This is a genomic window from Zwartia sp., assembly GCF_049655405.1.
In the GTDB taxonomy this organism is placed as follows: domain Bacteria; phylum Pseudomonadota; class Gammaproteobacteria; order Burkholderiales; family Burkholderiaceae_B; genus Zwartia.
On sequence record NZ_JBASJR010000008.1, the window covers coordinates 179,881 to 192,343 of the forward strand.

The following is a 12,463-nucleotide window of genomic DNA, read 5'->3' on the forward strand; positions in this document are numbered from 1 at the left end:
GAAACTTCTCACGCGCGTCGAACTGAATCACGCGCAGACTTAGCGCTTTGTTGTCCCGCGCAAACTTGTGAGCCATTGTGCCACTTGTTCAGCCGCCTGATCGGTTGCAGTGCGCAACGCCAAGGCCCCGCCCGGGGCATCTTGTGTCGCCGCAGGCACGCGAATATTGATCAAACGCTGGCCGACTACCTCAGACCCACGCATCAAGACGGCTTGCAGTGTCAGCTGTGCCTGACTAGTGGCACCATCGGTGGAAAACGTTTGTTCAAACCGCTGGAGATTTAAACGCAGTTGCGGCACCTCGCCACCAATGCTTTGCTGCAGCACCGCGCCTTGCAAGGACAGGCGATCCACAATACGTTGTGTCACCAAACGCGCGGGTGGCGCCACCCAGCGATAGGTTGTATAGCCTTGGGGCTGCCCCTGATCGCCGACCCGCCACACCACCATCGTCTCAGTCAACAGAGAGGAAGAGTTGGCCGGTGGCACGGCAATTGGAGGCATTTCCGGAAAGGCAGTCGCAGTCCCCGCCACGGGCGCCCCCGCTCCCAAATCAAGCTGTTTCGGTGCCGTTGCACTATCGCCCAGGGCGCAAGCCGTCAGCACACTAACAATAGCTGCTGCGACAGCCAACCGAATCGTCGTCACCGTCGTTACAAAAGTCATCTTCATCATCTTAATATCCTTAGCGCCGTGCCGCGCCAAAACCTGCAAACCCTGGCTCACCGGGCCCCGCCACTGAACGTGGTGGACCAAAAATCAGCGACTGGGGTGACTGTCCTAATTGACGTGCTGTTTGTGTCAGCGCTTGTGACGCATCGATCGCGCTGAGCGACAACATTGATACGTCTGGCAGCGTTGACACCCGCAGCTGTGCGACCGCTTCGCGGATATCCTTGAGGCTGCGCGTCAACTGAACCATTGCGCCACCAGGCGCGTTAAAGCCATCAAGCGTTTTCTGTGCAGAGATCGTCAGCTTACGAAAATCGACCATGGCCTCATCGACACGTTTGCCTGTGACCGTCAGCCCATCAATCAGCGCCGGCACCTTGGCAAGCCCGGGCTCAAGCAACACCACCGAACGCTTGAGCTGATCGGACAAAGATGCCACGTTGTGCAACGTCGCACCCAACGCTTCGATATTTTCATCGCTGGCGATTTTTTGAATATGCACCAACAAACCTTCCACAGCTGGCGCCATTGCTGAAGCCTGGGCGATTAAACGATCTAAAAAGTTAGGTCGGATCGGAATTTGCTGCATATTGGCAGCCGAAGACACCAGACGCGTCGTCGAAGTACCGTCATCACGAAGCTCAACGTTTGAAATTCCCGTCACACCCGCGATCACAATCTCTGCCCAGGTCGCTTCTGTGATCGGCGTTTTCGGATCAATGCCAATCAAAATCAGTACCTTGCCAGGCTTTTCAGGCACAAAGCGCAGAGACTCTACGCTTCCCACCGGCACGCCCTGATAGCGGACCTGCGATTGCACGGTCAAGCCAGTGACTGGCGAGGTGGCAATGAGCTCGTAGGGGATACGCGGCAGATTTTGTTTACTGACCCAAACGGCCGTAATAGCGGCCGCAATCACCAGCAGCAGCGTAAATAGTCCCGCCAGGAGGGCATGACTACGGTTTTCCATGATTCATTTCCTTAGGATTGTTCACGCCAAACGCACGCACCGCGCGTTCGCCATGGAAGAACGCGTCGAGGAAGGGATGTTTGACTTTCATCACCTCCTCCAGCGTGCCTTCGACTAACACTTTCTTTTCCGCCAACACCGCCACACGCGTGGACAATGCGGCAATCGTATCGAGATCGTGCGTCACCATCACGACCGTAAAACCCAATTCACGGTGCAAGGCTCGTATCAATTCGACAAACTCATCCGAGCGCTGTGGATCGAGGCCGGCCGTCGGCTCATCGAGAAACAGCAACTCAGGATCGAGCGCCAAAGCGCGCGCCAAGGCCACACGTTTAATCATGCCTCCCGATAAATCCGAAGGCATCAACGCAGCGTCGCGCGCTGTCATGCCCATCCAGCTCAGCCGCATCAATACGACCTCGCGGATCAAATCCTCAGGCAAATTATGCATCTCGCGCAAAGGCAGCGCGATATTGTCAAACACAGGCAAAGCAGAAAACAGTGCCCCAGCTTGAAACAACATTCCCCAACGGTGTGTCAGCGCCACGCGTTCTGCACCAACATAGTCGTGCACCGGCCGACCAAACACGCTCACCACCCCCGCTTTTGGACGATCCAAACCCAAGATCTGTCGCAATAGGGTCGTCTTGCCCGAACCCGAGCCACCCACCAGGGCAAGAATTTCCTTGGGGTAAATATTTAAATTTAAATCCTGATGGACGACATGCGTCCCAAAGGCCGTGGTCAGGTTGTCCACCTCGATAATGGGCGACACCGTGATATCCGTCACTTCAGGATTCGCAATGTTGGGATCGACCACAGGTGCGTCCATGCTCAAATCCCCATCTCGTTAAAGAGGATGGCATATAACGCATCAATCAAAATCACACCCGTAATGGCCGTCACCACCGAGGCTGTCGTGCCGCGTCCCAAACTCTCCGTATTCGGCTCAATCCGCAAGCCAAAATGGCAGGCGATCAACGCAATCCAAGCACCAAAGGTCACGCCTTTGATCAAACTGATCTTGTAATTGGTGAAACCCACAGCGTCTGGCAGCTCGCTAAAAAACCATTGAATCGACAAACCAAGCTGCCATTTTGCGGCCAACATCCCACCCAGCAAAGCAACCGCATCAGTCCACAAGACCAGTAACGGCATCGCGATAGCCAGCGCAATCACACGCGGCAAAATCAGGCGTTGACCATGAGAAATCCCCATGACTTCCATGGCGTCGAGCTCTTGCGTCACGCGCATCACACCAATCTGCGCCGTGATGGAGGAGCCAGACCGTCCCGCCACCAAAATCGCAGCCAGTACGGGGCCCAACTCGCGCACCGTGGCGATCCCCAGCAACTTGACGATGAACTGACCTGCACCAAACACAGCCAGTTGTTGTGCCGACAAATAGGACAAGACGACGCCAATCAAAAATCCGACTAATGCAGTAATACCCAGGGCCTGTGTGCCCACACGATAGACCTGCGCAGAAATCTCTCGCCAAGGTCCGCGCAGCGGGTGGCGCAAAAGCTTGGCAAAATCCAGCACAAAGCCGCCAAGCAAGAGCAACAACTTGCGACCATGCTCCGCGATGACGAACAATCCAGCCCCAATGGCGAGTACCCACGCCAACCAATCGGCTGGAGGGGCGGGAGGAACTTTTTCTAAGGGGTGTTCGGCCAAAATATCAAACAGGGCCTGCTGACCTGGTGTCAGTGCCGTGCCAGCAGGGATCTTTTGTTTCCACTGCGTCCAGAGTAGCTGCGCGCCTACGGCATCCAGCAAACCAATCCCAGAAAGATCCCAGGCCGTTGCAGCCTGAGCCGCCGAGAGAGATTTTCTGCGCCGGCCGACCTCGCCTTTGACTGCCAAGGCCTGCACATTCCAGTCCCCCGTCAACACACAACGCCCGCCTTCCATCTTCACGAACGAAGCGCTGGATGTGCTGGACGTGCTGGACGTGCTACCGGTCGCCGCACTGTTAGCCGAGCGCGCTGCAGGTGTGGACATCTGGGGTGATGCGGGTGGAGGTGTCAATGCCATTAAGCCCTTGAATCCGTCAAAAAATGCGACTTTCATTTAGACTGATTTCCACCATCATAATTCACCCCGTAAAATCAGGTGATGCGCATTTCCCCCCACGACCACCCGAGCTACAAATTTCCAAGCCCCGAGGACTTTCTTGGGAGACTGGCCGAGGCCCTGCCGAGCTTTGGCGCAATCGATTGGGTCAGCAGCACCGGCTCGACCAATGCCGATCTGTCCTTACGCGCGCAACTGAGCAGAGCGCAACAACCCACACCCCCTCGCCCTTGGCTCCTGGGCGCGCACCTGCAAACTGCCGGCAAAGGCCGTGCCGGTCGCCCTTGGGCCAACGAAGCAGGCTCCACACTGATGTTTTCCTGCGCTTTTGCGACAGATATTCCCTTGGCACAGCTGCCTGGCATTGCGCCCGCGCTCGGTGTGTCGACCTGCCTCGCGCTGCGATCCTTATTTGCGCCACAGGGCAATCAGACTGACATCTCGCCACTCACCCCCCTCAACCTGAAGTGGCCCAACGATTTGCAGTGGCATGGTGCCAAACTCGCCGGACTGTTGATTGAAACCGCCCCCTCCTCCACCGTGGTCGTGGGCATGGGACTCAATCTGCGCGGTGCGGCAGCGCTGAGCGCGCAACTCGGTCGAGAGATTGCGGATCTGGGTCAGATCGAACAAGCATGCAATCGCTCCCTTCACCCTGCGCAACTGGTCGCCCACATTGCCCAGACGTGGCAACAGGCCCTGCAAGACTATGCAACAAACGGTTACACAGCTTTTACACATTCCTTTGATATAGTCGACGCACTAGCCGGACAATCCGTGCAAGTGATGGACCAGGGCAAGATTCTCCATCAAGGCATCGCGCAAGGGACCGATCCGCTTGGTCGCCTGCGCGTGATGACGGAAACAGGCTTAGTACCCGTGCTGGTCGGCGATGTGTCGATTCGCCCCGCGCACCCATTTAAAGGGACACCATGATCGTTTTGCTGGACGTTGGCAACAGTCGCCTCAAACTCGGTTGGTATCACCCAAGCCTTGGGCGAGAGGCCGCTGTCCATGCGATCGCACTCAATCCCTTGGCGCAGCTTCCTGAGCGCTTGCGCAAGTGGCTGGTTAGCCTGCCGGTGCAGCCGCGCGCGGCCATGGGGGTCAATGTCGCAGGGAGCGTGGTGGCAGAGATGCTGGTCGAGGTCTTCCAGGCCGCCAGCTGCCAGCTGAGCTGGAACCCGCCTTCAGCCATACAGCTGGACGTTCAAAACGGTTACGACAAGCCAGAACAGCTTGGAGCCGATCGCTGGGCGGCACTCCTCGGTGTCGCCGGTCATTTTCCTAAGGCGCACCCCCCTTTGGTGTTGGCGACCTTTGGCACTGCGACGACGATCGACACCCTCAGTCCGGAAAAACGCTTTGAAGGCGGCCTGATCCTGCCCGGTCCGGCACTGATGCGACAGTCGCTGGCCCAAGGCACTGCTAACTTACCCTTGGCGAGTGGTGTGGGCTCGGACTATCCCACGCACACCTTGCAAGCCATCGCCACAGGCGTTGTGGCGGCGCAAACCGGTGCCGTCTGGCGGCAATGCGAAATCACTCGCCAACGCTTTGGTGTCGCACCCACGCTGTGTGTCAGCGGCGGCGGCTGGCCCGAAGTTGAAAAAGAAGTTCGCCGCATGCTGTCACCGCTCGACATCAAATTTATCGCACACCCCGTGCTGGACGGACTGGCGAGAGTGTTACAGAGCGCTCAAGTTTGACTCCGCTACTTTCACCTATTACAGTGCGCCCATAAGGGGTCCCGCATGAGAGCGATTTTTATTATTTTGCTGTTGATTAACCTTGGTGTCTTTGGTGTTGGCCAAGGCTGGTTTGGCACGCCGCGCGCGGAGGCCGGCCGTACTGCGACCAATCGACTGCCTATCCCGCTTAACGCAGACGCTGCAAAGCTTGGTCCCGTGCAACTTCAAAGTCGTTGAGATGTTGCACAATACGCGCCGTCGCGCCCGTATGCAGCCCTACCCACTCCCGACCTAAACGACCACGCTCGCTGAGCGCCTCGGGCTCCTTGAGCCAGCTGAGTGCCGTGGCCACCGCACGCAAAGCAGGGTCCACAAGCTCCGAGCGTTGAATCTGAATCGCCGCACCGGCCGCGACCGCACCCTGTACCGCATCCGCAAAATTACGCGCAAAAGGTCCCACGATCACAGGCGTACCCATGGCACACGCCTCGATCAGATTTTGTCCACCGTGTGGCGCGAAACTACCCGCCACAATCGCCACATCACTGGCCGCGTAAAAGAACGGCATTTCACCCAAGGTATCACCCAGCACGACTCGGACATCCGACAACTCGCGATCCGCATGCGTGTTGTGACGAATATCCGACCACCGCACATAGCGTATGCCCGACTGTTCTAACAGAGCAGCGGCCTCGTCGAAACGCTGAGGGTGACGGGGGATCAAGAAAAATAGAGGGGGTGGTGACGCAGGAAGGGGGTATGGTGCAGGCGCAGGAGGCGTGACAGACATTGCAGGAGACACCGCAGCAGCGGGCTCCGCTTGCGCAACGGGCATCGGCGTCAAGATCGGATCAAAATGCACTGCGTGCGCAGACAAGTCCTCCGGCATCACCTCAGGATGTGTCAGCTGATGCTTGATCGCCGACACAAACATCGCATCTTCACCCTCTCGCGTGCTCGCAATCGAGATCACGGGACGTGTCAGGCGTTCACGCCAAGCGCGCCCCGCATCGACCGCCACGATCGGCAGCACCACATCAAACTTTAGGTTTCCAACGATCTGGACGTTAGAAGCTCCGACTTCAAACAACCTGCGGGCATCGTCTTCGGTTTGCGCGAGCACCAGATCGATACTGGCATACGTATCGCGCATCAAGCTTAAGAACAACTGATCAATGCGCCGCACATGGCCCTGGGCGCGCTCGGAAAAACGCGCACTCGCCAAAATCATCGGCACATCCGCCGCTTGGGCTTGATCCAACAGATTGGGCCAGACCTCACGCTCAATCAAAATACCAAGTCTAGGCCGATAGTGCTTGAAAAACCGGCGCGTCGCACCCGGAAAATCATAGGGCAGCCATTGCTGACGCAACTGACCTGTCGCGATTTCGGCTGCAAATAACTTTGCGCCCTCGGCACGCCCTGTCGGGGTCGTGTGCGTCAACAATACGCGATCACCGCGAGACAATAAAGACACAATCAAAGACTGCGCCGCACGCGTCTCGCCCAAGCTCACCGCATGCACCCAGACCGGCGCTTCGCCGTCCCAAGGGAGCGCATAGGAACCAAAGCGATCAGCCGAGAAAATCTGCCAATCACCACCCGCGCGCCGCGCACGCCAATACATCCATCCCCAGATCAGGGGGGACAGCAATCGCAAAAGGAGGGTATACGCCTGTTGTGCCATGCCGAGATACTAGCGCAGAGCGTCGTTCAATGCACCTAAAACTACGTCTCGCGGGGGAGAATTTCCCCGATCACCCAAACTTGCGGTAAAACCAGCACCAACCAGAGGTGTTCTCACGGGTGTTGACGCCTTGTAGATGCCAATTGTGGGACGGCCTAAGGCCGCCGAGAGATGCGTTAATCCACTATCCAGACCGACCATCAGTTTCGACCCCGCCAAACAACGGGCCGCTTCAGTCAAATCCATCCGCGGCAAGACGAGAGCATTAGAGCGCCCAGCGACCAGCTCCTGGGCCCGGCGCATCTCAGCGTCATTGCCAGAGAGGATCTTGAGCTGCAAACCCTGCTCAGCCAAACGATCAAACACCGCATGCCAATCCTCGACCGGCCAGAGCTTGTCGTCACGACTGGCCGAGGGCATGATCACGGCATAGGCAACCTCGTGCGTACGTAATACCCGTGCCTCGTCCTCGAAGGCGTGCAAACCAAAGTCAGGTTCGCCCTCGTAGGTGTAACCAAACGTTGCCGCCGCCAATTCTCGTTGACGCGTCACCGCTGGTTGCCAAAATTTCACACGATGTCGCACGTCATAAAAGAATGACGCGAGCGGCTCACGGGCAGAAGTAAAGCCAAGACCGTGTTTGGTACCAGACGCCATGCGCGTGAGCCAGACAGATTTCAACAGCGCTTGCATATCCAACACGATATCGTAATGACGCGCACGCAGATCGAGCTCCAACGCGCGGCGTGCCGCACGCACCTCGGCAGACCACCAGGATTTGCGCCAACGCCGATGCGCCACGCGAATCACCTCGTTGACAGCAGGATGCCACGCAGGAATCTGCGCAAAACTATCCTCCACCAACCAGTCGATCTGGGCATCCGGCACATGCCGCGCGATGTCAGAGATCGCAGGCAACATATGGATCAAGTCGCCAAGCGAGGAAGTGCGAACGATGAGGATTTTAGTGGTCATGGGGGCTAGTCTGGCTGCCTTTTAGACTGAGTGCATTCAGCCATTGAGTATTGATTGATCTATCGCTTTTAACTGGTCGAACCTTTTTCCAAATAAAGACGCGCCTCATTGCTTCAGCTGATACATCTTCAAGTAACCCCTCATCTTTAAGCCACTCATCAAGACTACTACCTGAATGTCTATTTTTCATATGCTTAGCACCATTAAATGGTTAGGTTTTTTCTTGCTGCAGAAAAAGCTGCTGCCGCAATCCTAGTCATGCTTGGGTGCAGAATGCCTAGCTGAGGGTTTTGACCAAATGGAGCCATTGCCGGCACGGAAAAATAGACATCGTTAAACGGCAATTCAAGGGTATTTCGAAAATCAAATTTTGTATCGTAGCTCAGGCCAGCACTTATATATGCCGCGGGATGTTCAGCTTTGGTAATTTGAAACTCGCCACTAAAAAGTCTATTTAACTTTTGGCTTGTTCCATAAGCAACCGTTACGTATATCTGTCCAAGATCATCTTCTTTTGTTGTAATGATCAGACTTGGTCTTGCTTTTGGTTTATGGTTAATGGCATCGGGGAAGTGACACCAAACAATCTCCCCTGCAGTCGGCGCTGACCACCAACGCATTACAAACTTTCCAAATCGAACAAGCTGGTAAGAACTTTTCCGCCCTTGGGTTTTGGCGCAGATTTTTTTATCTGGTTCAGCTGAGTTTTGGTTAATGCTCCCTCGTCAGCTTCGTATTGAGGTAAAAATTTAGTTGCAAGTTCGTGAAGGGCCATGTGAATTACCTGTGTTTCGTCCACACCCAAGGTTTCAGCCAAACGTTTGGCTGTCGCACGAGTAACCCCCGTTGCGCTGTCTTGAGTGCGATACCTAAAAGCAATTTGAGAAGCTGTTGTTTTCATAGAGTTTCTCCGAACTTTTTATACAACATTATTAGATATCTAAAAGATATCAATCTTTCTAGGAAAAGTCAATTTTAGAAACCTGAAACCTAAAACTTAAACTTACTCACTTCGCTTTAGCGCCGCCAACACTCCATCCACGCCCACCCGCCAATCTGGCAAACTCACACCAAACACCGCACGTATCTTGGTGGTATCCAAACAAGAATTCATCGGTCGAGTCGCTGCGACCGGATAATCCTCAGTACGAATCGCCGCAATCGCTTCATCCGCGACCTTGATCGGCCAACCCGCAGCGCGCGCCTGCGCAATCACATAGCTCGCATAGACATGCCAATTGGTCACCCCACCCGCTGTCAGGTGATAGACACCCCAGCGCGGATCGTCTGCGGATTGTGCTGCCATCACATTCAAAATCTGCGTCGTTGTTTCGGCAATTAAAACCGCTGCGGTAGGCGCGCCAACCTGATCGGCCACTACTCTCAACGCGTCGCGTTCTTGCGCAAGCTTGAGCATGGTCTTTAAAAAATTACCGCCATGTGCGCCAACGACCCAGCTTGTTCGGAAGATCAAATGCCGGGGACAGGCCTCAGCAACGGCACGCTCACCCGCGAGCTTGCTACGGCCATACGCAGACAATGGCTGCGTCTCGTCCGTCTCAATATAGGGTGACTTTTTCGTCCCGGCATACACATAATCCGTGGAGTAATGCACCATGCACGCCCCCACTGCATGCGCGGCCTTGGCAAGTAGCCCAGGCGCGACAGCATTGATCGTATGTGCGAGCTCAGTCTCAGTTTCGGCGCGATCGACAGCGGTGTAGGCCGTTCCGTTGACGATAATGCTTGGTTTGACGCGAGAGAAAAGTGCTGAAATTGGACAGTGGGCAACAGAGCCAACTCCTGCCAAACTTAGATCTAACTCCGTGCGGGTGCAAACTATCACCTCGCCGAGTGATTCCAGGGAGGTTTTTAGGGCATGACCGACCTGACCATTGCCACCAATTAAGAGGATTTTGTGTTTCATGACGGATGAATTATGCACCATCACACCGCCAGCGTCGCCACTCCCACCACCAATAAAAACCACAACGAGAGCCGTCTAATCAAATGCGCACTGCTCTTTAAAGCCTTGTGAAACAAGTACGTCCCTAGCAGAGTCGAGACGATATAGACCGGGATAAACGAGACCGTATACACAATCTGAGAAAAGTTGACCAAGTCTTTAAAGACAAAGAAGGTGAGCGTTGCGATTTGGGCGATGGCAAAAAACATCATAAAAAATGCACGCACGACCTGAGGGCTGAGGGACTTGTCACTCAGCAGATACACGACTAAGGGAGGGCCTCCAACGCCTGCCAACGCTGTCAAGGCGCCCGAGGTCACGCCCACAAACCATGCCTGCAAGCGACCACGCGGGCCGTTATAGGTCCAGCCCACCAGCATGATCGCAGCCAAAATCGCCACCGTGCAACCAATCACACGGCGAATCATCATAGGGTCGAGCACCTCGATCAACCAGACTCCAAGCGGCACGCCGACCAAGGAGGGTACGATCAAGGACCAGACCACTGGCCAAGGCGTGGTCTTCCATGTCTCAGGGAGCGACTGCACCGACGTTACAAAATTGAGTAACAACACCACCACAACCAGATCGGCGGGTGACATAAAGAAACTGAAAAATGGCGCGAGTACCAGCCCGCCGCCAAATCCCGTAAAAGAACGGATGGTCCCGGCCAACAACACCGTCATACACATCAAAATAAAAATAGGGATCGAAGGGAACAGCTGATGCCACAGATCTAAAACCATTAGAGCTCTTTAGAAGCACCGATTACAGTGCAGTTGAAATATTGGGTGCAACTAAATGTCATGCGATGGCCTCAAGCCCTTTTTTCTGGATCACCGTGAGCAATCGTAAGGCAGGGCCACCTGGCTTTTTAACGCCGCGTTCCCAGTCTGAGACAAGGTTTCTTGAAACATTGAGATACCGCGCAAAAACAGGCTGTGAAATATGCTCGCGCATTCGGATGGCCTTTATCTCGTCTGGAGCGAGGGCATGCACTGGCGATAAGCATGCCTCATCAAACTCGCGCATCGTCTGCTTGTCAATTGCATCGATTTCGTGCAAGGCCTCCATCGTTTCATGGACGGCGGCGAAAGCTTCACTACGATATTTTTTAACCATTTGTCGTTACCTCTTCAAATTGACCGCTTTCAATCAATTTTCGAATTTGGTTGTCTGACAGCGCTAGGATTGACTTTGCAGCATTCTTGAACTGCTCCACCTCATCATCACGGATGTTGCCAAGGTTGCTTTTGGGGAAACCGAAGACAAAAAATGCCTTTTTGCCCTGCCTGTAAATCACAATACTGCGGTAGCCGCCAGACTTACCAGCACCAGGACGCGCAATTCGCTGCTTTATTACTCCGCCGCCAAGGTCTGCATCAATCAAACCTTTTTCCGCACGCTCCACAGCATCCAAAAGGGATTCAGCCGAGATCTTCTCTTTTCGAGCGAAACGCTCGAACCACGCATTTTTAAAAACTCGCAAACCAAGCTACCTCAAAGACAAACCCATTGTATCACACCTTGTGTGATACAATGGGTTACATCTTATTGAAGTATTTAGTGACTCTTCTAACTCTCGTTAGAGACACATAGCAGTATTACTTGTTGCGGAACACCGGCGCACGCTTCTCAGCAAATGCACGCTTGCCTTCCTGATAGTCGTCGCTGGCGAAACATGCCAAGACCATCTGCTTGATGCCTTCAACGTCGACGTGTGGGGGCACTTTCTGAAATTCGCGAATCGCTTTTTTACCGGCGCGCAGCGTGATCGGTGCGTTTGCGACGACTTTAGCCAGATAGTCATCCACTGCCTTGTCCAGCTCAGCGACTGGCACGAGGTGCTGAATCAGGCCTTTGGCTTTAGCTTCTTGTGCAGTAAAGCGCTGTGCAGACAACATAATGTCCAGTGCCTGTGGCGCACCGACGGTGCTGACCAGATTGCGGATCGCAGTCAGGCGATAGCCCAGACCCAGACGACCGGCGGGGATCGCGAACGAGCTGGCATCTGAAGCGATACGGATATCGCAACACAAAGACAAGTTCAAACCGCCACCGATGCAATAGCCGTCAATACGACCAATCACTGGCTTGGAGCAGTTATAGATCGAGCCCTGGGCTTCTTCGCCGACGCGCTCATACTCAGCAACCGCATCTGCAGCAGTACGCAGTTTTTCAAACTGAGAAATGTTAGCGCCGCTGACAAAGGACTTGCCGCCTGCGCCCGTCAAGACGACTGCGCGGATGTCGTCATCGTTTTCAAACATCTTGATGATGCCGGGCAAAGCCGCCCACATGTCGTAGGACATCGCGTTGTGTTTTGCTGGATCATTAAACGTAATCCAACCCACAGCCCCTCTTTTCTCGATGATCAAGCTGTCTGTGATTTCGCCTTGCAACAATCTGGTAGTCGTCAT

General features: G+C 54.8%; 17 protein-coding genes. 3 read left to right on the forward strand and 14 right to left on the reverse strand.

The annotated features are described in order from the left end of the window. Positions 1–39 precede the first annotated feature (39 nt). Genes WBJ47_RS04815 through WBJ47_RS04830 form a run of 4 tightly spaced genes read right to left on the reverse strand, consistent with a single transcriptional unit; the run spans position 40 to position 3,562 of the window. A complete protein-coding gene (locus tag WBJ47_RS04815; RefSeq protein WP_422246015.1) occupies positions 40–675 on the reverse strand; it encodes an ABC-type transport auxiliary lipoprotein family protein in 636 nt (211 codons plus the stop codon). 10 nt (positions 676–685) lie between these two features. After that, complete coding sequence (locus tag WBJ47_RS04820) at positions 686–1,642, reverse strand: MlaD family protein (protein ID WP_422246014.1); 957 nt, start codon at positions 1,640–1,642, stop codon at positions 686–688. Continuing rightward, on the reverse strand, positions 1,629–2,477 hold the full coding sequence (locus WBJ47_RS04825) for an ABC transporter ATP-binding protein (protein WP_422246012.1): 849 nt from the start codon (positions 2,475–2,477) through the stop codon (positions 1,629–1,631). The genes WBJ47_RS04820 and WBJ47_RS04825 overlap by 14 nt, the downstream gene beginning before the upstream one ends. A 2-nt stretch (positions 2,478–2,479) precedes the next feature. Further along, positions 2,480–3,562, reverse strand: coding sequence for an MlaE family ABC transporter permease (locus WBJ47_RS04830; protein WP_422246080.1), 1,083 nt, complete (start codon positions 3,560–3,562; stop codon positions 2,480–2,482). Positions 3,563–3,766: 204 nt separating this feature from the next. Between WBJ47_RS04830 and WBJ47_RS04835 the strand changes: the two genes are divergently transcribed. The 3 genes from WBJ47_RS04835 to WBJ47_RS04845 are packed head-to-tail and all read left to right on the forward strand — an operon-like array spanning position 3,767 to position 5,652. Then, a complete protein-coding gene (locus WBJ47_RS04835; RefSeq protein WP_422246010.1) occupies positions 3,767–4,660 on the forward strand; it encodes a biotin--[acetyl-CoA-carboxylase] ligase in 894 nt (297 codons plus the stop codon). Next, entirely contained in the window at positions 4,657–5,433 is a 777-nt protein-coding gene (locus tag WBJ47_RS04840; protein WP_422246008.1) for a type III pantothenate kinase, read from the forward strand. The genes WBJ47_RS04835 and WBJ47_RS04840 overlap by 4 nt, the downstream gene beginning before the upstream one ends. Positions 5,434–5,478: 45 nt before the next feature. After that, positions 5,479–5,652 (forward strand): hypothetical protein, encoded by a 174-nt coding sequence (locus WBJ47_RS04845; protein WP_422246006.1) that lies wholly within the window; start codon positions 5,479–5,481, stop codon positions 5,650–5,652. Here the strand turns inward: WBJ47_RS04845 and WBJ47_RS04850 are convergent. The 10 genes from WBJ47_RS04850 to WBJ47_RS04895 form a co-directional block, all read right to left on the reverse strand. Next, positions 5,603–7,102, reverse strand: coding sequence for a 3-deoxy-D-manno-octulosonic acid transferase (locus tag WBJ47_RS04850; RefSeq protein WP_422246004.1), 1,500 nt, complete (start codon positions 7,100–7,102; stop codon positions 5,603–5,605). The two genes, WBJ47_RS04845 and WBJ47_RS04850, sit on opposite strands and share 50 nt — an antisense overlap. 9 nt (positions 7,103–7,111) lie before the next feature. Then, entirely contained in the window at positions 7,112–8,077 is a 966-nt protein-coding gene (gene waaC, locus WBJ47_RS04855; protein WP_422246002.1) for a lipopolysaccharide heptosyltransferase I, read from the reverse strand. Then, entirely contained in the window at positions 8,067–8,267 is a 201-nt protein-coding gene (locus WBJ47_RS04860; RefSeq protein WP_422246000.1) for a hypothetical protein, read from the reverse strand. Before WBJ47_RS04860 ends, waaC begins: the two co-directional genes overlap by 11 nt. A gap of 13 nt (positions 8,268–8,280) precedes the next feature. Further along, the gene (locus tag WBJ47_RS04865; RefSeq protein WP_422245998.1) at positions 8,281–8,697 is read right to left on the reverse strand and encodes a type II toxin-antitoxin system PemK/MazF family toxin; all 417 of its coding nucleotides are present in this window, start codon (positions 8,695–8,697) and stop codon (positions 8,281–8,283) included. Continuing rightward, positions 8,697–8,978: a hypothetical protein gene (locus WBJ47_RS04870; protein ID WP_422245996.1), complete on the reverse strand. Its 282-nt coding sequence runs from the start codon at positions 8,976–8,978 to the stop codon at positions 8,697–8,699. The genes WBJ47_RS04865 and WBJ47_RS04870 overlap by 1 nt, the downstream gene beginning before the upstream one ends. Positions 8,979–9,080: 102 nt before the next feature. After that, positions 9,081–10,004: a dTDP-4-dehydrorhamnose reductase gene (gene rfbD, locus WBJ47_RS04875; protein ID WP_422245995.1), complete on the reverse strand. Its 924-nt coding sequence runs from the start codon at positions 10,002–10,004 to the stop codon at positions 9,081–9,083. 20 nt (positions 10,005–10,024) lie between these two features. Continuing rightward, the gene (locus WBJ47_RS04880; RefSeq protein ID WP_422245992.1) at positions 10,025–10,789 is read right to left on the reverse strand and encodes a sulfite exporter TauE/SafE family protein; all 765 of its coding nucleotides are present in this window, start codon (positions 10,787–10,789) and stop codon (positions 10,025–10,027) included. A gap of 58 nt (positions 10,790–10,847) precedes the next feature. Then, positions 10,848–11,165, reverse strand: coding sequence for a helix-turn-helix domain-containing protein (locus WBJ47_RS04885; RefSeq protein ID WP_422245991.1), 318 nt, complete (start codon positions 11,163–11,165; stop codon positions 10,848–10,850). Further along, entirely contained in the window at positions 11,158–11,532 is a 375-nt protein-coding gene (locus WBJ47_RS04890) for a type II toxin-antitoxin system RelE/ParE family toxin (RefSeq protein ID WP_422245989.1), read from the reverse strand. Before WBJ47_RS04890 ends, WBJ47_RS04885 begins: the two co-directional genes overlap by 8 nt. 115 nt (positions 11,533–11,647) lie before the next feature. Beyond that, entirely contained in the window at positions 11,648–12,463 is an 816-nt protein-coding gene (locus WBJ47_RS04895; protein ID WP_422245988.1) for an enoyl-CoA hydratase, read from the reverse strand.